This window comes from Nocardia sp. NPDC058640, assembly GCF_042716995.1.
Classification (GTDB): domain Bacteria; phylum Actinomycetota; class Actinomycetes; order Mycobacteriales; family Mycobacteriaceae; genus Nocardia.
Genome location: NZ_JBHXRG010000014.1, coordinates 11,910 through 32,175 on the forward strand (window position 1 = coordinate 11,910; position 20,266 = coordinate 32,175).

The 20,266-nt window shown below is 67.5% G+C and carries 16 protein-coding genes and 1 tRNA gene; 6 read left to right on the forward strand and 11 right to left on the reverse strand.

What is annotated here, in order from left to right; all coding sequences use genetic code 11:
- Positions 1 to 2: 2 nt before the first annotated feature.
- Positions 3 to 5,234: a DEAD/DEAH box helicase gene (locus ACFWU5_RS17025; protein ID WP_379267875.1), complete on the reverse strand. Its 5,232-nt coding sequence runs from the start codon at positions 5,232 to 5,234 to the stop codon at positions 3 to 5.
- Between the two features lie 147 nt (positions 5,235 to 5,381).
- Here ACFWU5_RS17025 and ACFWU5_RS17030 point away from each other — a divergent pair, with 147 nt between their 5' ends.
- On the forward strand, positions 5,382 to 5,927 hold the full coding sequence (locus ACFWU5_RS17030) for a histidine phosphatase family protein (RefSeq protein WP_379246393.1): 546 nt from the start codon (positions 5,382 to 5,384) through the stop codon (positions 5,925 to 5,927).
- Positions 5,928 to 5,971: 44 nt separating this feature from the next.
- On the opposite strand, the gene ACFWU5_RS17035 is transcribed toward ACFWU5_RS17030, so the two are convergent.
- Together ACFWU5_RS17035 and ACFWU5_RS17040 are read right to left on the reverse strand one after the other, a co-directional pair.
- A tRNA-Met gene (locus ACFWU5_RS17035) sits at positions 5,972 to 6,045 on the reverse strand.
- A 52-nt stretch (positions 6,046 to 6,097) separates the two neighbouring features.
- Positions 6,098 to 7,621, reverse strand: a complete 1,524-nt coding sequence (locus ACFWU5_RS17040) for an aldehyde dehydrogenase family protein (RefSeq protein ID WP_379267876.1) — start codon at positions 7,619 to 7,621, stop codon at positions 6,098 to 6,100.
- Positions 7,622 to 7,754: 133 nt separating this feature from the next.
- On the opposite strand from ACFWU5_RS17040, the gene ACFWU5_RS17045 reads away from it, so the two are divergent.
- Together ACFWU5_RS17045 and lat are read left to right on the forward strand one after the other, a co-directional pair.
- Entirely contained in the window at positions 7,755 to 8,207 is a 453-nt protein-coding gene (locus ACFWU5_RS17045; protein WP_379246397.1) for an Lrp/AsnC family transcriptional regulator, read from the forward strand.
- Positions 8,208 to 8,273: 66 nt separating this feature from the next.
- Positions 8,274 to 9,614, forward strand: coding sequence for an L-lysine 6-transaminase (gene lat / locus ACFWU5_RS17050; RefSeq protein ID WP_379267877.1), 1,341 nt, complete (start codon positions 8,274 to 8,276; stop codon positions 9,612 to 9,614).
- An 86-nt stretch (positions 9,615 to 9,700) separates the two neighbouring features.
- On the opposite strand, the gene ACFWU5_RS17055 is transcribed toward lat, so the two are convergent.
- The 4 genes from ACFWU5_RS17055 to ACFWU5_RS17070 all read right to left on the reverse strand — a co-directional run bounded on the left by ACFWU5_RS17055 (position 9,701) and on the right by ACFWU5_RS17070 (position 14,088).
- Entirely contained in the window at positions 9,701 to 10,045 is a 345-nt protein-coding gene (locus tag ACFWU5_RS17055; protein ID WP_379267878.1) for a hypothetical protein, read from the reverse strand.
- 33 nt (positions 10,046 to 10,078) lie between these two features.
- A complete protein-coding gene (locus tag ACFWU5_RS17060; RefSeq protein WP_379267879.1) occupies positions 10,079 to 11,050 on the reverse strand; it encodes a patatin family protein in 972 nt (323 codons plus the stop codon).
- Between the two features lie 158 nt (positions 11,051 to 11,208).
- Complete coding sequence (locus tag ACFWU5_RS17065) at positions 11,209 to 13,008, reverse strand: acetyl/propionyl/methylcrotonyl-CoA carboxylase subunit alpha (protein ID WP_379246405.1); 1,800 nt, start codon at positions 13,006 to 13,008, stop codon at positions 11,209 to 11,211.
- A 189-nt stretch (positions 13,009 to 13,197) separates the two neighbouring features.
- On the reverse strand, positions 13,198 to 14,088 hold the full coding sequence (locus tag ACFWU5_RS17070; protein WP_379267931.1) for a sulfurtransferase: 891 nt from the start codon (positions 14,086 to 14,088) through the stop codon (positions 13,198 to 13,200).
- Positions 14,089 to 14,236: 148 nt separating this feature from the next.
- Here ACFWU5_RS17070 and ACFWU5_RS17075 point away from each other — a divergent pair, with 148 nt between their 5' ends.
- Positions 14,237 to 15,001 (forward strand): helix-turn-helix transcriptional regulator, encoded by a 765-nt coding sequence (locus ACFWU5_RS17075; protein WP_379267880.1) that lies wholly within the window; start codon positions 14,237 to 14,239, stop codon positions 14,999 to 15,001.
- Here the strand turns inward: ACFWU5_RS17075 and ACFWU5_RS17080 are convergent.
- The 3 genes from ACFWU5_RS17080 to ACFWU5_RS17090 all read right to left on the reverse strand — a co-directional run bounded on the left by ACFWU5_RS17080 (position 14,927) and on the right by ACFWU5_RS17090 (position 17,671).
- Positions 14,927 to 15,562, reverse strand: coding sequence for a nucleoside triphosphate pyrophosphatase (locus ACFWU5_RS17080; protein WP_379246409.1), 636 nt, complete (start codon positions 15,560 to 15,562; stop codon positions 14,927 to 14,929). The two genes, ACFWU5_RS17075 and ACFWU5_RS17080, sit on opposite strands and share 75 nt — an antisense overlap.
- Positions 15,563 to 15,570: 8 nt before the next feature.
- Positions 15,571 to 15,891: an acyl-CoA carboxylase epsilon subunit gene (locus tag ACFWU5_RS17085; RefSeq protein ID WP_379267881.1), complete on the reverse strand. Its 321-nt coding sequence runs from the start codon at positions 15,889 to 15,891 to the stop codon at positions 15,571 to 15,573.
- A gap of 139 nt (positions 15,892 to 16,030) precedes the next feature.
- On the reverse strand, positions 16,031 to 17,671 hold the full coding sequence (locus tag ACFWU5_RS17090; RefSeq protein ID WP_379246413.1) for an acyl-CoA carboxylase subunit beta: 1,641 nt from the start codon (positions 17,669 to 17,671) through the stop codon (positions 16,031 to 16,033).
- A gap of 124 nt (positions 17,672 to 17,795) precedes the next feature.
- On the opposite strand from ACFWU5_RS17090, the gene ACFWU5_RS17095 reads away from it, so the two are divergent.
- Entirely contained in the window at positions 17,796 to 18,581 is a 786-nt protein-coding gene (locus ACFWU5_RS17095) for a biotin--[acetyl-CoA-carboxylase] ligase (protein WP_379246415.1), read from the forward strand.
- Between the two features lie 39 nt (positions 18,582 to 18,620).
- Here ACFWU5_RS17095 and ACFWU5_RS17100 read toward each other — a convergent pair whose 3' ends face one another.
- Positions 18,621 to 19,583, reverse strand: coding sequence for an acyl-ACP desaturase (locus ACFWU5_RS17100; RefSeq protein WP_379246417.1), 963 nt, complete (start codon positions 19,581 to 19,583; stop codon positions 18,621 to 18,623).
- 128 nt (positions 19,584 to 19,711) lie between these two features.
- On the opposite strand from ACFWU5_RS17100, the gene ACFWU5_RS17105 reads away from it, so the two are divergent.
- Positions 19,712 to 20,245 (forward strand): PH domain-containing protein, encoded by a 534-nt coding sequence (locus tag ACFWU5_RS17105; protein WP_379267882.1) that lies wholly within the window; start codon positions 19,712 to 19,714, stop codon positions 20,243 to 20,245.
- Positions 20,246 to 20,266 lie beyond the last annotated feature (21 nt).

The following is a 20,266-nucleotide window of genomic DNA, read 5'->3' on the forward strand; positions in this document are numbered from 1 at the left end:
GGTTACACCTGTCTGCGCAGCCGTAGCCCGCGCGGGGTCATCGAGAAACCTGCCTCGACCAGGACGTCGGCGAAAAGGTTGCCGTGCACGGTTTCTCCGTTGATCTTGTCGATCACCAATCCGTCGACCCTATGGTCGCGCACGAGTCCGGCCAGCGCGACCGAGGCGGCTCGGCGCATGCCGATGTCCTCGGTGAAGCTGAGCAGGGTTTTGCCGCCGCGTTCGGAGTAGAGCACCAGTTCGCCGCCCACGAGTACCACCAGGGCGCCCGCTTTGCGACCGGGGCGATGGCCGCCTTCGGCGTCGCCTTTGGGCCATGGCAGGGCGGCGCCGTACGGGTTGGCGGGGTCGCACGCCGCAAGTGCCAGGGCGACGCCTGTTCGGGTGTCGTCGCGGTCGGTGTCGAAGGAGCGCAGGCGGTCGACGGTGTCGGTGGTGGAGAACTGGGCGCCGCCGAGACTGTCGACGAAATAACCGCGCCGGCAGCGTCCACGATCCTCGAATTCGGTGAGTACCCGATACATCAGCTGGAAGCCGCCGGAAATGCCTTCGTTCTGGACCGAACCACGAGTGAGAACGCCGTAGCGTTCGATGAGCTGGTCGGCGGTGGCGTGGGCGCGAACAGTGTTGTCCTGCACGCGTTCCGGCAGAATCGACCAGCGACCCGCGAGGTTCGGCGGCCCTGCGCGGGTGGGCAGCGCGGCCCTCGGGAGGTAGGCGCGGCCGCGTGGGGCGCGACGGGGGGCGCGGTGCGCGGTGGTGGCTCGGGTGGTGCCTGCCAGCAGTGCACGGACGGGCGCGAAGGTGTCGCCCGAGACATAACCCGCCCAGACGAGCTGCCACAGTGCCTCGCCGACTGCTTTGTCGTTGAGCAGGCCTGTGGCATCGGAGAGGTGGCGGAAGAAGTACGCGCCCGCGCCGTGCAGGGTGGGGGGAAGCCGACCGTAGGACCCGGCCGAACTGCCGGCGGTCGCATCGGCGGGGGAGGAACTTGCACCAGGCTCACTGGTTGAAGGTCCGGTAGTTGTTCCCGCCGCGCGGCTTTTACCCGTGCGCGACTTCGACGCGGTGTCCAGCTGTGGCGAAGCGGGTTGTGTCGGTTCGATGGTGATGCCTTCGCCCGCGCTGTCCAAGTCGACCACTTGGCGTTCGTTGCCGGGGGGCCATGGTTCGAGTTGGGCGCCCATGGCTACCAGGAGGTTGAGTTGGATGTCGGTGGGGTCGATGTCGTCGGGGGGCGGCAGGGTGAACGAGGCCTGGTCGGCCAGGTGCAGGGCGATCCAGCCGTCGCGGGAGGTGATCGCGCCGTGGCCCGACCAGACCACTTCGCCGGTGGCCATCAGTTCGTCGAGCATGGCGGGGGAGTAGTCGCGCACGCGCATGGGCAGGATCAGCGATTCCCATGCCGAGGCCGGAATCGGTACGCCCGCAAGCTGTTCGACCACGGTGGCCACGCCGTCGACACCCCGCAGTTCGCCGGAGCCGACGTGTTGCCATGACGGTAGGAAGCGGCCGAACGCGGCAGTGGTCACCGGCTCGACTTCCTGCCGAGCGGCGGCCAGTGAACGGCGGCGCAATTGGCGCAGGACCTGGGAGTCGCACCACTCGCCACCGGCTGTTCCCGGCGTGAATTCGCCTTCGACAACACGCTTTTCGGCGAGCAATCGGTGCAGTGCGGTGCCGGCCACCGCGGCTCCGAGGCCGAAGCGGGCGGCGACCGCGCCGGTGGTGAAGGGCGCGTGGGTGCGGGCATAGCGCCCGACGAGGTCGCCGAGCGGATCGGGCACCGGTTCGATGAACGCCGCGGGCACACCGATCGGCAACGGCACGCCCAGAGCGTCGCGAAGGCGAGCCGCGTCCTCCACCGCCACCCACCAGGTGCGCCCCGCGAACGAGACTTCCAGCGCTCGACGCGAATCCCGCAGTTCCGCGAACCACAGCGGGGCATCGGAATCGGCGAGCAGATCGTCGGAGGCTGCGGCGCGTGCTGAGGGTGTGGCGCTTGGGGTGCCCTCGGTGGCCGCTGTCGGCTCGGCCGTGCGAGCGTTCACGTCGGGTTCGGGGGCGCCGAAGTCGTCTAGCGCCACGTTCCCCATGGCCTCGGCGCGGCGAGCGGCGGCGGCCGTGCCGGGGCGGGGGACGCAGCGGGCTGCGGCCTCGGTGGGGGTGAGGGGGCCGAGTAGACGGAGGAGGTCGGCCAGGCCTTCGGCGTCACGGGCTTGGCGTTCGGGGGTGAGGCGTTGCAGTTCTCGTTCGGTGAGGTCGATGACGGCAGGGTCCAGGAGTTCGCGTAGTTCGACGCGGCCAAGGAGTTCGGCGAGCAGGCTGGAGTCCAAAGCCAGTGCGGCGGCACGACGTTCGGCCAGGGGGCTGTCGCCGTCGTAGAGGAACTGGCCGATGTAGGAGAACAGCAGGGCCCCCGCGAAGGGGGACGGGCTGGCCGTCTCGACTTCGATCAGGCGGATTTCGCGGCGGGCGACCTTGGTGAGCAGGTCACGCAGAGCGGGCAGGTCGTAGACGTCGCGCAGGCATTCGCGCACGGTTTCCAGCAGGATCGGGAACTGGGGGAATTTGCGGGCCACATCCAGCAATTGGGCCGAGCGCTGCCGTTGCTGCCACAGCGGTGCGCGTTTGCCGGGGTCGCGGCGCGGCAGCAGCAGCGCTCTGGCGGCGCATTCGCGGAAGCGGGAGGCGAAAAGGGCGGAGCCGCCGACCTGTTCGGTGACGATGTCGTCGATCTCGTCGGGTTCGAAGGCGAACAGTTCGGCACCGGGCGGTTGGTCGGTGGTGTCGGGCAGGCGCACCACGATGCCGTCGTCGGACGCGGTCGGGGCGGCGTCGATGCCGAACTGTTCCTGCAGGCGCGCGCCGACGGCAAGCGCCCACGGTGCGTGCACGGGGGTGCCGTAGGGGGAGTGCAGCACCAGTCGCCAGTCGCCGAGTTCGTCACGGAATCGTTCCACGACCAACGTGCGATCGGTGGGCAATTGCCCTGTAGCGCTGCGCTGTTCCTCGATCAGGCTCACCAGATTCGCGGCAGCATTCTGATCGAGTCCAGCCGATCGCACCAGGTGTTCCAGCCGCGCCCCAGGTTTACTGAGCTCGGCCGAGACAAGTTTCGCCTTCTTCCCGGCAGCCCCTGCTCGCCCCGTGGCCTTACCTGCGTCACCGGATGCCGTGTCGCTGGCTGTTTCGGCACGCAACGCCTTGGAGCCGCCCGTCGTGGAACCGGCCGCCTTCGTCCGCCCACCCTTCTTCGTCCCGCCGCCCGCTTCCTCGGAGCCTGCCGACAGTTCAGACACCGCGCCGGCCACATCGACAGCCGCCCCCGCAGGCAACGCAAGCTGCGACCCCATCCCCGCAACGATCCGCGTCAGTTCATCCCCCGGCACCTGACCCGCCGTGCGAATGAATTCACCCAGCGCAGCACCCAATTCGGCAGGCCGCCCCAACCCGTCACCCCGCCAGAACGGCAACCTGCCCGGCATTCCGAACGCAGGCGACACCAGCACCCGGTCGAAGGTGATCTCCTCGATCCGCCAACTGGTGGCGCCGAGCGCGAACACATCGCCCACGCGCGACTCGTACACCATCTCCTCGTCGAGTTCGCCAACGCGAGAAGCCTTTTCGCCCACCATGAACACCGCGAACATGCCACGGTCGGGGATCGCGCCACCGGAGGTGACCGCCAGACGTTGCGCGCCGGGGCGGCCCATGATGGTGCCCGCGTCGCGGTCCCACACCACCCGCGGGCGGAGTTCGGCGAACTCGTCGGAAGGGTAGCGTCCGGCCAGCAGGTCGAGCACCGATTCGTACGCGGAGCGGGGCAGGTTCGCGTAGCTGCCGGTGGAGCGCACGAGGTCGAACCAACCGTCGACGTCGATGGGTTCCAGCGCGCAGGCCGCCACGGTCTGCTGGGCGAGGATGTCCAGGGGGTGCGCGGGGATCTGCAGTTTCTCGATATCGCCCGCGAGCATGCGTTGCGCGGCCACGGTGCAGTGGATGACGTCGGTGCGGTGCTTGGGGAACAGCACGCCCCGCGAAACCTCCCCCACCTGGTGCCCGGCCCGGCCGACCCGCTGCAGCCCGCTGGCCACCGACGGCGGCGCCTCGACCTGCACCACCAGGTCCACCGCACCCATGTCGATGCCGAGCTCGAGCGACGACGTGGCCACCACGCACCGCAGCCGACCGGTCTTGAGGTCGTCTTCGATGATGGCCCGCTGTTCCTTGCTCACCGACCCGTGATGCGCGCGGGCCAACAGGTGTTCGGCCCCGTGGGTCACCTCGGTGGACGCCCCGATCTGCGCGGGCGGTGCGTGCTCGGTCTCGACCGGTTCGCCCAGTCGGGCCGCGTAGGTTTCGTTGAGTCGGGCGGTGAGGCGTTCCGACAGTCGTCGCGAGTTCGCGAACACGATCGAGGACCGATGTTCGAGCACCAGGTCGACGATGGCCTCGTCGACGTGCGGCCAGATCGACCCCGGCTGATCGGAATCGCCGCCGGGATCGGTCATATCGGCCACCGGCACTCGCACCGACAGGTCGAAGGTCTTGGGCGCGGGCGGTCGCACGATGGTGATGGGCGCGTTGCCGACCAGGAACCGCCCGACCTCCTCGGCCGGGCGCACCGTGGCCGACAGGCCGATCCGCTGTGCCGGTTTCTCGGTGAGCTGATCCAGCCGGGCCAGCGACAACGCCAGGTGCGCGCCGCGCTTGGACCCCGCGATGGCGTGCACTTCGTCGACGATGATCGTGTTGACCTGGGCGAGAGTCTCGCGCGCCGCCGAGGTCAACAGCAGGAACAGCGACTCGGGTGTGGTGATGAGAATGTCGGGCGGTGTGCGCAGCATGGCCCGGCGCTGGGCGGGCGGAGTGTCGCCCGAACGCACGCCCACCGAGATATCCGGCGGGTCGAGCCCCAGCCGTTTCGCCGTCTGCGTGACTCCCACCAGCGGTGCCCGCAGATTGCGCTCCACGTCCACGGCCAGGGCCTTCAACGGCGAGATGTAGAGCACCGACGTGCCGCGCGGCGTCCCCTTCTCCGGCGGCTCTCGCTGCGCGAGCTGATCGATGGCCCACAGGAACGCCGACAAGGTCTTGCCGGACCCGGTCGGCGCGACGACCAACGTGTTCTGACCGGCGGCGATCGCGTCCCACGCGCCGAGCTGGGCCGACGTCGCGCCGGGGAAGGCACCGTCGAACCATTGCGCGGCAGCGGGGGAGAACCGATCCATGCACCCAGTGTGCACCGACCCACTGACAATTCCCGGCGACCGCGCGCGCACCGACCTGCACCGATGCCGCGAATACGGAGCTGACCGGGGCGACTGCGTGGCCCTGGGGTGTGGTGTGGGTCGCACCCGGGGCTACCCTCGACTCTCGTGCAAACGGTGCTGAGAGTCGACCTGGTCGGCCATGGCCTTACCGAGGCGGTACGTAAGGCGCGTTTTCCTGTTGACGAACCCCTCGACGAGTCGGGGCGGGCGGCCGTGCGCGCCTGCGTGCCCCTGGACGCGGCGCTGGTGCGGACCGGGCCCGAACTGCGGGCCCGCGAGACCGCGCAGGAGTTGGGCCTGGTCGGCGAGCCGGATGTGCGACTACGGGACCTGGATGCGGGGTCGTGGCGGGGCAGTGAGATGGGCAAGGTGGCCCAGGATCAACTGTTCGCCTGGCTCACCGATCCCGAGTTCCGTGGGCACGGTGGGGAATCGGTCACGGATCTGACTGAGCGAGTGCGGTTTTGGTTGGCCGAGGTCGCGTCGGCGGGGCGCGACACCGTGGCGGTGACGCATCCGGCGGTGGTGCGCGCGGCGCTGCTGGTGGTGCTCGACGCACCGGCGAAATCGTTCTGGCGAATGGATGTGCCGCCTGCCAGCGTGACGCGGCTGCACTACCGAGGCAACTGGACGCTGCGACTGGGTACATGAAACGAAGAAGGCCCCGAAGTCGAAACTTCGGGGCCTTCTCGTAGTAGCGGGAGCAGGATTTGAACCTACGACCTCTGGGTTATGAGCCCAGCGAGCTACCGAGCTGCTCCATCCCGCGTTGCAAAGACAACTTTACACGGGGGGAGCCCAAAGACGAAATCGGTACCTGATCAGCCGAAATGGATGCCCTGAGCCAGGGGGAGTTCGGTGGAGTAGTTGACGGTGTTGGTCGCGCGACGCATGTAGGTCTTCCAGGAATCGGAGCCCGACTCGCGCCCACCGCCGGTGTTCTTCTCCCCGCCGAACGCGCCGCCGATCTCCGCACCCGAGGTGCCGATATTGACATTGGCGATGCCGCAGTCCGAGCCCGCCAGGAACCGTTCGGCCTCACGCTGGTCGAGGGTGAAGATCGACGAGGAAAGTCCTTGCGGCACACCGTTGTTGAGTGCGATGGCCTCATCGAGGTCGTCATAGGTGAGCACGTACAGGATCGGCGCGAACGTCTCCTCGCGCACGAGCTCGGTCTGCCCCGGCATCCGAACCAGTGCGGGCCGCACGTAGTAGGCGTCGGGGCCGACGATCTCGACTCGTTCACCGCCGCAGATGATGTCGCCCCCCTCGGCCACCGCGCCGACCAGCGCTTCCTGCATCGCGGCGAAGGCGAGTTCGTTGATCAGCGGCCCGACCAGCACGCCGTCGTCGAGCGGATTGCCAACGGGCAGTTGGCTGTACGCCGCGGAAAGCCGTTCGACCACCTGGTCGGCGATCGAACGATGCACGATCAACCGACGCAGACTCGTGCACCGCTGCCCCGCGGTTCCGGCCGCCGAGAACACGATCCCGCGCACCGCCAACTCCAGGTCGGCACTGGGCGCGACGATCGCGGCGTTGTTGCCACCCAGTTCGAGCAGGCACCGCCCGAACCGTGCGGCCACGCGAGGCGCGACCGTGGCGCCCATCCGCACCGAGCCGGTGGCACTGAGCAGTGCGACACGGGGGTCGTCGACCAGGACCGAACCGGCGGTGGCATCACCTTGAATCAGTTGGTGCACTTCAGGATCCGCGCCCACATCCACTGCGGCCCGACGCAGCAGCGTGTGACACGCCAACCCCGTCAACGGCGTGGTCTCCGAGGGTTTCCACACCACCGTGTCACCACACACCAGCGCGATCGCGGTATTCCAAGCCCACACCGCCACCGGGAAATTGAACGCCGAGATCACCCCGACGACGCCGAGCGGATGCCACGTCTCCATCAGCCGATGTCCGGGACGCTCGGAAGGCATTGTGGCGCCGTAGAGTTGGCGCGACAGTCCGATCGCGAACTCGCAGACGTCGATCATCTCCTGCACTTCGCCCAGTGCCTCGGGACCGATCTTGCCCGCCTCCAGGGTCACCAGTTCGGCCAGCTCGTCCTGATGCTCCACCAACAACTGGGCCAGTCGACGCACCAGCGCGGCCCGAATGGGCGCGGGCACCGTGCGCCACGACTCGAATGCCGTTGCGGCACGGCCGATCGCGGCGTCCACGTCGGCAGGGGTGTCGGTGGTCAGCGGCAGCAGGACCCCGCCCGAAATGGGGGTGCGCGCCAGCAGTGGGCCGGGTTCGGGCAGGGTGGCGCCCAGGGCGTGCAGCAGCGCCCCGGCGCGCAGCGACAGCTGCTCGGAGAAGTTCTCGGTCACGGTCTGCGTCATCGGTACTGTGCTCGCCTTCTGCAGTTCGGCTGACTGCTGGTTGGTACGACTCACGGAAAAGTTCGGGAGATTTCGGTGGGGAACGGAAAGAAGTTTTCCCCGCGCTGGGGCCGCGCTGGGTTAGCCTTCGCGGATGGCGGATACACCGGCTCGGCCCCAGCTCGACGACATCGATCGACTGTTGATCAAGGAACTGATGATCGATGGCCGCGCCACGTTGTCGATCCTGGCGGAGAAGGCCAGTCTGTCGGTCTCCGCGGTGCAGTCGCGGGTGCGCAGGCTCGAAGCGCGTGGCGTGATCCGCGGATACACCGCGAATGTGGACCCCGAAGCGCTGGGCCACCTGTTGTCGGCGTTCGTCGCGATCACTCCTCTCGACCCGTCCCAACCCGACGACGCGCCCGCATTGTTGCAGCACATCCCCGGCATCGAGGGGTGCCACTCGGTGGCGGGCGAGGAGAGCTACGTGCTGCTGGTGCGGGTGGCCTCGCCTCGGGCGTTGGAACATCTGCTGCAGGAGATCAGGGCCACGGCCAACGTGCACACCCGCAGCACCATCATCCTGCAGACATTCTATGACAAGTAGTCATCGGTCGTAATTTGATTCGCGAATCCGTAGAACTTCCGTAAATATTTGCGTATCGTCGGTCTGGTGACCATCGAACTGGAGCGCCCCGGCGCGGCGGTCATCCCCGCCAACCGGGTCCACGAAATCCTGTCCTCGCACATCCTCGCGGACGGCTTCGAACTCGTGCTCGACCTGCGCAAGTCGCACGGTCGCACGCTGGTCGACGAACGCGACGGCACCAGCTATCTCGACATGTTCGGCTTCTTCGCCTCCAACGCGCTGGGCATGAACCATCCCGCGTTGGCTGGCGACGAGGACTTTCTCGCCGAATTGGCCACTGCCGCACTGAACAAGCCGAGCAACTCCGACATCTACACCGTCGAGATGGCGGCCTTCGTCGACGCCTTCGCCCGCGTGCTCGGCGATCCGAGCCTGCCGCATCTGTTCTTCGTCGACGGTGGTGCGCTCGCGGTCGAGAACGCGCTGAAGGTCGCGTTCGACTGGAAGAGCAGGCACAACGAATTGCACGGTCGCGCACCGGAACTGGGCACCAAGGTGTTGCACCTGACCGGGGCGTTCCACGGCCGCAGCGGCTACACGATGTCGCTGACCAACACCGACCCGGTCAAGACCGCCCGCTTCCCGAAATTCGACTGGCCGCGCATCGACACACCGCACACCTTCGCCGGCCCCGATATCGAGGAACTGGAAGCGCGCGCGCTGGCACAGGCCGAACAGGCTTTCGCCGAAAACCCGCACGACATAGCATGTTTCATCGCCGAACCCATTCAGGGTGAAGGCGGCGACCGTCACCTTCGGCCGGAATTCCTCGCCGCCATCCAGCAGCTGTGCCACGCCAACGACGCGCTGTTCATCCTCGACGAGGTGCAGACCGGCGTCGGCCTGACCGGAACCACCTGGGCCTTCCAGCAATTGGGGGTGCAGCCCGATGTGGTGGCGTTCGGGAAGAAGACGCAGGTGTGCGGGATCATGGCGGGCGGTCGGGTCGACGAGATCGACGACAATGTCTTCCAGGTGAGCTCGCGACTGAACTCCACCTGGGGCGGCAACCTCACCGACATGGTCCGCACCCGGCGCATTCTCGAAGTGCTGGAACAGGATCGGTTGATCGAAGGTGTCGCGCCGCTGGGTGCGTTCCTGCTCGATCAGCTGGGAAAACTGGCTGCGGCGCATCCGGACGAGGTGAGCGAGGTGCGTGGGCGCGGGCTGATGTGCGCGATCACCCTGGCCACGCCGGAACTGCGCGATCGGGTGGTGACGGAGCTGCGGGAACGTGAGCATGTGCTGTTGCTGGGCACGGGGGAGCGCAGCATTCGGTTCCGTCCGGCACTGACTGTGACCGAGGACGAGCTCGAGCGCGCGGTCGATGCGTTGGACGCGGTCCTCACGCGAGAAGCGCCGTAGCGCAACATGAGTCGCTCATGGCCGCGATATGGCGACGTGTCGCGGCTATGGGCGGCGTTCTTCCTCGCGGAACCGCCATAACCCCGTCAGGCGGAGACCGGCCGCAACCCCAGCGCACCCTCGACGAATCGGTGCACCGACGCCAGCCCTGCCGCCAAAGCCTCGTCCGCACCGGCCCGCGCCCACCCGGTCACCGCGGCCGTTCCGTCGACCCCCGGCGTCACGCCGATCTCGGCGACCATCTCCGCCGTGGTCGGCACACACACCGCCCACGACAGGTGCGACTCATCCGCCCACTGCTGCGAACGCGTGGCCACGTAATCGGCATCGGTGATCCCCCCATCGGCCAACGCGGGTCGGTCATCGATGCGCTCATCGGCCCGCAAGGCGCGCAGATACCAGGACCCAGCGTTGATCTCGATCGCTTCCACGCCCGCAGCCTAACGGCTCATCTCGCGGCTGGTTCAGGCCGTACGCAGCGTTCCCCCACCGAGCAGCGAATGCACAGCAGTCCGCCCGATCTCCAACGCCCGATCGAGCAGATCCGTATCCCGAGCCGCGCTCTCCACCGCGGGCGAACCAGCAGGCGGATGCACCTGCAGCACCTGGTCGCCCAGCCCGGCCAGATAACTGTCCTCCCTGGCCTGCTGACCCGGCCGCTTCGTCCACGCCCGAAACGCCCCCGGCGCGATGGCCCGCATATACCCGCCGCCCACCACCCGGTGCAGCAGCGAAGCGGGCGGCCGCAGCTCGTCGGTGCGACGGGTGCGCAACACCAACGCGTGCGTGACCCCCGCGGCCACCGCCGTACGAATCGGCACCGTCTCGGCGAGCCCGCCGTCGAAGTAACTGCCACCCCCGAGCATGACCGGCGGCCCGGCCAGCAGGGGCAGCCCCGCAGATGCCCGCAGCGCCGTCAGCAGCGACTGTTTGTCGGTGATGTAAGGACCGAGGTCCACCGACTCCCCGGTGCGGATGTCGGTCGCGATCGGGTGAAAGCTGGTGGGGTTGGCCAGGATCGCCGGAAAGTCCATCGGCTGGATGCCGTCGTAGACGCCGTTCACCAGATAGTGCAGGTCGAACACCGGCTTGCCGCGCAGGATGCGCACCGGGTCGACCACGCGTCGCATGATCGCCGGATCGGTCCACGACCGCATCCCCGTGGCCGCGCGCCCGCACAGCAACCACGCACCGTTGATCGCCCCGGCCGACGTGCCGTACACCGCGTCGAACACCTTCGACAGGCCCAGCTCCTCGAGCGCCTGCACCATCCCGCTGGAATACACCCCGCGACTGGCACCACCCTCGATCACCAGCGCCAGCCGATGCCCGTCAGCGCGATGACCGGCGTCTCGACGGTGGTGGATGACCTCCGCGACCGTGGCCGAACCCGGCGTCGGCAGCGGGTTCGAACCGGTGTGCGCAGTGCTGGTCACCCGATCCACGATACGACAGGATCGGGGCACTCAGCCTGGAAGAACCCGTGATCTTCGCCCCCCGTTCAGCTACGCCGCCTCCCTGCGACTTTTGCCGGTAGGAGAACAGCAACGGGCGTCGGTCACGAAGACCGACGCCCGTTGCTGAAGTCAGAAAACTACTTGATCTCCGCCAGAACAGTGCCCTGCGTGATCGCAGCACCCGCCTCCACGGACAGCCCGGTGACAACACCGGCCTTGTGCGCGTTGACCGGGTTCTCCATCTTCATGGCCTCGAGCACCACGATCAGATCGCCCGCCTCGACCGACTGTCCTTCTTCGACAGCCACCTTCACGACGGTGCCCTGCATCGGCGCGGTCACCGCGTCACCCGACGCCGCACCACCGGCCGCGCCACCACGCTTGCGCGCCTTGGGCTTCTTGCGAACCACACCGTTGCCCGCCGAACCGGCAGCGCCACCACCGAGGGTGAACTGACCCGGCAGCGACACCTCCACGCGACGTCCACCGACCTCGACGACGACCTTCTGCCGGGGCAGATCCTCGTCGTCATCATCGGCAACGCCCGCGGCCGTGTACGGCTCGACGGTGTTGTTCCACTCGTTTTCGATCCACTTGGTGTAGACGTCGAACTTCTCGCCGTCACCGATGAACGCCGGATCCTCGATGACCGCGCGGTGGAACGGGATCACCGTGGCCAGGCCCTCGACCTCGAACTCGGCCAGCGCGCGACGCGCACGCTGCAGCGCCTGCTCACGGTTCTCGCCGGTGACGATCAGCTTGGCCAGCATCGAGTCGAACTGCCCGCCGATGACGCTGCCCTGCACCACACCGGAATCCACGCGCACGCCGGGGCCCGAGGGCTCGCGGTAGACGGTGACCGGGCCGGGCGCGGGCAGGAAGCCGCGACCGGCGTCCTCACCGTTGATGCGGAACTCGAACGAGTGCCCACGCGGAGCGGGATCTTCCTTGATGGTCAGCTCGTCGCCGTTGGCGATCGCGAACTGCTGACGCACCAGGTCGATGCCCGCGGTCTCCTCGGTGACCGGATGCTCCACCTGCAGGCGGGTGTTCACCTCGAGGAACGACACGGTCTCGCCCTGCACCAGGTACTCCACGGTGCCGGCACCGTAGTAGCCCGCTTCGCGGCAGATGCGCTTGGCGGAGTCGTGGATGGCGGCGCGTACCGAGTCGGACAGGAACGGCGCGGGCGCCTCCTCGACCAGCTTCTGGAAGCGACGCTGCAGCGAGCAGTCGCGGGTACCGGCGACCACCACGTTGCCGTGCTGGTCGGCGATGACCTGGGCCTCGACGTGGCGGGCCTTGTCGAGGTACTGCTCGACGAAGCACTCACCGCGACCGAACGCGGCCACGGCCTCACGGGTGGCCGACTCGAACAGCTCCGGGATCTCCTCGATGGTCTGGGCGACCTTCATCCCGCGCCCACCGCCACCGAACGCCGCCTTGATGGCGACCGGAACGCCGTACTCCTTGGCGAACGCGACGACCTCGTCGGCGTTCTTGACCGGGTCCTTGGTGCCCGCGGCCATGGGCGCCTTCGCCTTTTCGGCGATGTGGCGCGCGGTGACCTTGTCACCGAGGTCGCGGATGGACTGCGGCGACGGGCCGATCCAGATGAGCCCGGCGTCGATCACGGCCTGGGCGAAGTCGGCGTTCTCGGAGAGGAAACCGTAGCCGGGGTGGATCGCGTCGGCGCCGGACTTGGCCGCGGCATCGAGGATCTTGTCGAACACGAGGTACGACTCGGCAGAGGTCTGACCGCCGAGGGCGAACGCCTCGTCGGCGAGCTTCACGAAGGGAGCGTCGGCATCGGGCTCGGCGTACACCGCGACGCTGGTGATTCCCGCGTCCTTGGCAGCCCGGATCACGCGAACCGCGATCTCGCCGCGGTTAGCTACGAGTACCTTCGTGATCCGTGCGCTGGCATGGCTGGGCACTGAGCCTCCTGTTGTGCAATCTTTGGTCGCGTCGGGGAACGGGTCGCCGGTTAGGCCCCGTGCCCGGTATCGACAACTTTCGTCTCGGGCGAGTGTAGGCAGTGTGCCAACCCTGCTCGAACTCGGCTAGCCCTACCGTGGAGTAGGTCGCAGGTCACACTACGCGGCGTCCACCGATGTGAACATGTTTCACATGATCTGATTCGCGACACCGGGTTCGGTACCTGCGACTATGGGCAGCCGCACCGAATTGCCCCATTCGATCCAGGAACCGTCGTAATTGCGCACCGACCTGCGGCCGAGCAGGAATGTCAGCACGAACCAGGTGTGGCTCGAGCGCTCGCCTACCCGGCTGTACACGACCAGATCGTCGGCGGGCAGCGCCCCGTAGACCTCGTCGAGTTCGGCGCGCGAGCGGAATCGGCCGTCGTGGGTGGCGGCCGCGGTCCACGGGATGTTCACCGCGGTCGGCACGTGACCGCCGCGCAGCGTCGCGTACTCCTCGCGCAGGCGTGCGTCCTCGATCTCGCCGGAGTACTCCTGCGCCGAGCGCACGTCGACCAGCGGCTTGCCGAGCCTGCCCAGCACCTCGTCGCGGAACGCGCGCGCGGTCGAGTCGTCGCGCTCGACCTCGGGATAGTCGCTGGGTACCGGCATCGGCAGATCGAACGTGGTGTCGCGTTCCTCGGAGATCCACGCGTCACGGCCGCCGTCGAGCAGACGCACGTCCTCGTGCCCGAACAGGGTGAAGATCCAGGCGGTGTGCGCGGCTTGGGCATTGCCGCGATCGCCATAGATCACCACGGTGTCGTCGCGCTGGATACCCTTGGCTCGCATCAGTTCGGTGAAGCGCGGGCCGTCGACATAATCGCGGGTCACCGGGTCGCTCAGGTCGCCGCGCCAGTCGATCTTGACCGCGCCCGGGACGTGGCCGATGTCGTAGAGCAGGATGTCATCGTTGGACTCGATGATTCGTAAACCACGCACGCCGATGTTTGCGGACAGCCATTCTGTGGTTACCAATCGTTGTGGCACTGCGTAGGAACCGAAGGCGGGGTGGCGATCCGGGGCGACGGGCACGATGTGGTCCTTCACGCGAGTTGGGTGGGTGCGAACACTGTGTGGTCGCATCCGATGGTAAGTGTGTGGTGGCACGTCACAAATCGACACAATGGGCGAATAAAGCGCACGGTTATCCGATAAAGTCTCTGGAGAGGAGGGGTGAGCTATGTCCGATTCATGGCCGCGACGGCGACTGCTCGCGATCCTACGTGGCGCCACCGAGCCCCTCGATGCCCAGGAACTGGCCCGGATCACCGGACAGCACGTCACCACCGTCCGATTCCACCTCGACGTGCTCACCCGCGAATCGCTGGTGCGCCAGTTCCAGCAACCGCCACGCGGACGCGGACGGCCACGCATCGGCTACCGCGCGGTGCAACGCTCGGTGGGATACCAGGAACTCGCACAGGTGCTGGCCGACCATCTCGGTCCCGACCCGGTCACCCGTTCGGCCGCCGCGATCGCCGCGGGCCGAGCCTGGGGTGCGCGCATGGACGTCGGCGCGCAGCCGGTGGAAACCCTCGCCGACGCCAGGGACATCACCATGTCACTGCTGTCGGAACTGGGCTTCGCGCCGGAGAAGGAACCCGCCGGTGAGACCCCCGAACACGTGCAGATCAACCTGACCGCCTGCCCGCTGCGGGAACTGGCCCGCTCGCACGCCGAAGTGGTGTGCGGGGTGCACATGGGGCTGATGAGGGAAGTGCTCGAACGCAACGGTGCGCGCGGTCGCGTGGACGTGCAGCTGCACCCGTTCGTGGAACCCGAACTGTGTACCGCGCGCCTGGACCTGACGATGTCGGCCGACGACCGCACTCCGGCCGTGGAGCCGGGCGCGCAGCACGTGATCGCGCCGTCAGTCCCGCGCGTCCCGCCACAGCTGCGTGACACCGACACCGACGTCTTCGAGCAGTCGGCGCAACAGCGGTAGACCGATCCCGATCACGCTGGACGGGTCGCCCTCGATCCGGTCGACGAACCAACCGCCGAGACCGTCGAGCGTGAACGCGCCCGCCACCTGCAACGGTTCGCCCGAGGCGATATAGGTCTCGAGTTCGTCGGGTGTCGGCTTCGCGAAATGCACTGTGGTACTGCTGCATTCGGCCGATTCGGCCACGATCTCACCATCGCGCAGGCGCAGCACACAGTGCCCGGTGATCAGATCCGCGCTGCGGCCCGCCATCGTGGCCCAGCGCTGCCGCGCGACCTCGGGGGTGTGCGGTTTGCCTTGCAGCTGCCCGTCGACCAGCAGCATCGAATCACAGCCGACCACCACACAGTCGGCGTCGAACTCGGGGATCGACGCGGCGACGTCGGCCGCCTTGGCGCGTGCCAAGGCGACCACGACATCGTGCGAGGAGGTGCCGGCGGGCAGTGCCGCGGCTACCGCGTCCTCGTCCACGCCGGAGACCCGCACCACGGGATCGATCCCCGCGGTGCGCAGGATCCCGAGCCGGGCCGGAGACGCGGACGCCAGAACCAGCTCGGTCACCGGCACGGTCAGCGCAGGTGCGACAGCATCGGGTACACGTACGGCGAGAACGGGTTGGTGCCCCGATGCATCATCGTCGACGTGCCCCAGCTGTCCGCCGGGCCGCTGGGGGCACCGGCGGGGGGCGCAGCGGCCGCCGCACTCAGCACCGCGACCAGCGCCGCGATGTCCGCGTCGGTGGGCGAGCCCTTGAGAATGCGGAACAGCGGCTCGCCCGCGGTGTCGACGGGGGCCTGCGCCACCGCCTGCACCGACAGTTCGAGTTCCTCGACGAGTGGCTCGACGACGAGCTCGAGCTCGGCGACTGTCAGAACATCTTCTTCTGCCACAGTTGTCACAGTGCCAGATCCTTCCTGCACTTACTTCGCTTCTCGAGCGCGGTTGCCGCGATCATTCCCGGTCCCACCGCGTCGATCAATAGTTGCTTCCCACAATCAGTGTGCGCGGGTGCACTCTGATATCGCGCAATCAGAGCGGAATGTTGCCGTGTTTCTTCGGGGGCAACGTCACCATCTTGCGCTCGAGCAGGCGCAGCGCCGACACGATCTGGCCACGGGTGTGCGACGGCGGGATGACCGCGTCGACGTAGCCACGCTCGGCCGCGACGTACGGGTTCACGAGCGTGTCCTCGTACTCGTTCTGCAGCTCGAGGCGCAATGCGTCGACGTCGTCGCCGTTCTTCGCGGCTTCCAGCAGCTGCTTGCGGTAGACGAAACCGACGGCGCCCGAGGCACCCATCACCGCGATCTGGGCGGTGGGCCACGCCAGGTTCACATCGGCACCCATGTGCTTGGAACCCATGACGTCGTAGGCGCCGCCGTAAGCCTTGCGGGTGATGATGGTGATCTTGCCCACAGTGGCCTCGCCGTAGGCGTACAGCAGCTTCGCGCCACGGCGGATGATGCCGTTGAACTCCTGGCCGGTGCCGGGCAGGAAGCCGGGCACGTCGACCAGGGTGATGATCGGGATGTTGAACGCGTCGCAGGTGCGCACGAAGCGCGCGGCCTTCTCCGAGGCGTCGATGTCGAGGCAGCCGGCGAACTGCATGGGCTGGTTGGCCACGATGCCGACGCTGCGCCCGTCCACCCGACCGAAACCGCAGATGATGTTCATCGCGCGCTCGGCCTGGACCTCGAGGAACTCGTCGTCGTCGAGCAGGCGACGGATGACCTCGTGCATGTCGTACGGCTGGTTCGGCGAGTCCGGGATGATCGTGTCGAGCTCGATGTCCTCGTCGGTCAGCGAGTCCTCGATGGCGCCGTCGATCGGGTCGGTGGGCAGGTGACGCGGGGACTCGGCGCGGTTGTTGCTGGGCAGGTAGCCCAGCAGTTCCTTGACGTAGTCCAGGGCGTCCTGCTCGCCGGAGGCCACGTAGTGGGCCACGCCGGACTTGACCATGTGGGTGTGCGCGCCTCCCAGGTCCTCCATGGAGACCTCTTCGCCGGTGACGGTCTTGATCACGTCGGGCCCGGTGACGAACATCTGCGAGGTCCCGTCGACCATCACCACGAAGTCGGTGAGCGCGGGGGAGTACACGTGACCACCGGCGGCGGCGCCCATGATCAGCGAGATCTGCGGGATCACGCCCGAGGCCTGCACGTTGCGGTGGAAGATCTCGCCGTACAGCCCGAGGGAGACCACGCCTTCCTGGATGCGAGCGCCGGCGCCCTCGTTGATGCCGACCAGCGGACGGCCGGTCTTGATCGCCAGGTCCATCACCTTGACGATCTTCTCGCCGTAGACCTCGCCCAGCGAGCCACCGAACACGGTGACGTCCTGGGAGAACAGGCACACGTCGCGGCCGTCGATGGTGCCGTAACCGGTGACGACGCCGTCGCCGAGCGGGCGGTTGTGCTCGAGGCCGAAGTTCACGCTGCGGTGCTTGGCCAGTGCGTCGAGTTCGACGAAGGAGCCCTCGTCGACCAGGGCCAGGATGCGCTCGCGAGCGGTCATCTTGCCCTTGGCGTGCACCTTGTCGACCGCGGTCTCACCCATCGGGTGCTGCGCTTCATCGAGCCGATTCCGCAGATCAGCCAGCTTCCCGGCGGTGGTGTGGATATCGGGGGTGCCCGCCGATTCCGATGCGGGCTGCTGCTGGACACTCGTCATGGGTTGCGATTGTAACCAGTGACACCGTCGCGCACTACGGCAGTCTCGCTTACCGGTCAGTAGAGAAACTGCAGCTAGCTGTGGTCATGATCGTTCACGGTTGACACCCGGTAGCCTGCCTGAAATGAACCGGGCACCCCTGGACGAATCGCGGCTGAGCGCCTCACCTGCACTGTCGTTCTACGAGCGGATCGATGTGGTCGAGTCGACCGGATCGACCAATGCCGATCTGGTCGCGCGCGCGGCCGACCCGTCGGTGGACCGGGTGGCGTTGCTGGCCGAGGAACAGGTCAGTGGTCGCGGCAGGCACGCCCGCGCGTGGGTGAGTCCGCCGCGGGCGCAGATCTCGATGTCGATCCTGGTTCGCCTGCCCGGCATCGATCCGTCCGCGCTGGGGTGGTTGTCGTTGCTGACTGGCATCGCGGTTGTGGACGCGTTGCGCGGAACCGCCGATGTGGCACCAGAATTGAAGTGGCCCAACGATGTTCTGCTCGGCGGCCGCAAACTCGCGGGCATCCTCGCGGAGGTAGCCGCGACCGGTACCGCGCCCGCCGTGGTGATCGGCATCGGCATGAACGTCGACCTCGACGAATCGGAACTGCCTGTCGCCCATGCGACTTCGCTGTCGCTGGCCGGTGCGCAGGTCGACCGCACCGAGTTGGTCGCGGCGATCCTGGCCGAATTCGCGCGCCGCTTCACCGCGTGGGAGCTGTCGGGTTGGAACACCACCGAACTCATCGCCGAATACCGTCAGCGATGCGCCACGATCGGCGTCGACGTGCGCGCCGAACTGCCCGGCGGGACGGTGCTCACCGGCGTGGCCACCGGCGTCGACGACACCGGCAGGCTGCTCATCGGCGACCGTGCGGTCTCCGCGGGCGACGTCTCCCACCTGCGCGGACACTACTGAGACGGGCCCGGAAGCCGGGCCCGTCTTCAGCGGCACAGATCAGCGAGCGGCCACCGTCGTGCGCTCGGCTACCTCACGCTCGCGAGCGAGCAACCGGTCGCGCTGTTCCTCGAACCGCAGCACGTCCTTCTCCAGCTTGTCGATGAACAGCGCCAGCTCGTCGCGCGCCGCCTCGCCTCGAGCGCCGAAGTCGTTGCGCTCGAACACGTCCCACTGCTTGAGCACTGGTCGCACCACCTCGTCCAGGTGCTGGCGCAGGTCGTAGATCCCGTGCTTGGCCATCAACACGCCGTTGCGCCGCCAGTTCGGCATCCCCGCGCCCGGCATCTGAAAGTTGGTGAGCACCTTGGTGATCGCGGGCATCGCCTGATCGGGCACCAGGTCCAGCGCCGCCGCGCACAGGTTCCGGTAGAAGATCATGTGCAGGTTCTCGTCGGTGGCCACGCGCGCCAGCATCTTGTCCGCGATCGGGTCGTCGCACACCCGCCCGGTATTGCGGTGGCTGACCCGGGTGGCCAGCTCCTGGAACGTCACATAGGCGACGTTGACCAGGAAACCGCCCCAGTTCGCCGGCGCGTGCGCACCCTGCGTCATGTGCACCATCCGCGCCTCTTCCAGCGCCACGGGATCCACACCGCGAGTAACAACGAGGTAGTCGCGAATGACGATGCCGTGCCGGTTCTCCTCGGCGGTCCACCGCCCCACCCAGGTTCCCCACGCGCCGTCGAGCGAGAAGTTCTCGGCGATCTCGCGGTGATAGGACGGCAGGTTGTCCTCGGTGAGCAGATTGGTGATCATCGCCGCCTTGGCGACGTCGGTGAGCTTGGATTGTGAAGGGTCCCAATCGGTTCCGCCCATGGCGGCGAAATTGCGACCTTCCTCCCACGGCACGTAATCGTGCGGATTCCAGTCCTTGGCGATGGAAAGGTGCCGGTTGAGGTTCTGTTCGGCAACAGGTTCCAGGGCCGTGAGAATGTCGAGCTGAGTCAGATCTTCGGTCACGCGTGCCTCCACTGTCGGTTTCGAGCAAGCAGATCGGGATAAAACCTGGCATCTAGCGTGGAATCCACAGTATCGGTTCGGTCGTGGCATCGAGAAATGCACCGTCACACCGCTGTACTGTTCGGGGCATGGGTTACCCGGAGGATGTCCTCGCGCCCGACGAGCAGCTGATCCTGCACCGCCACCCGCATTGGAAAATGCTGGTGTGGCCCATCGTCACTCTCATCGTCGTGACCGCGATCGCCGGCTTCCTCGGCGGTCTGGCCTGGCGCAACACCACCGGTCACGTGCGCACGGTACTGCTGATCCTGATCGGCGCGGTCTGGCTCGGGCTGATCGCGTGGCGGGTGGTGGCGCGCGTGATTGCTTGGAAGTCGACACATTTCATCATCACCGGTCGACGCGTGCTGGTGCGCCAGGGCGTGCTCACCCACACCGGCATCGACATTCCGATGAGCCGGATCTCCAGTGTGCAGTTCAGCCACGGACTCTGGGACCGGATGCTGGGCACCGGCACCTTGATCATCGGGTCCTCGTCGGAGGAGCCGCTGGAATACGACGACGTGCCGAAGGTGCAGCAGGTCCACGCGCTGCTGTACCACCACGTGTTCGAGGCGGGCCGCTCCACCAGCGACCAACACTGGGGCGGCGGCTACCGGTGAGCTGTCCTTCCCCGCTGATCA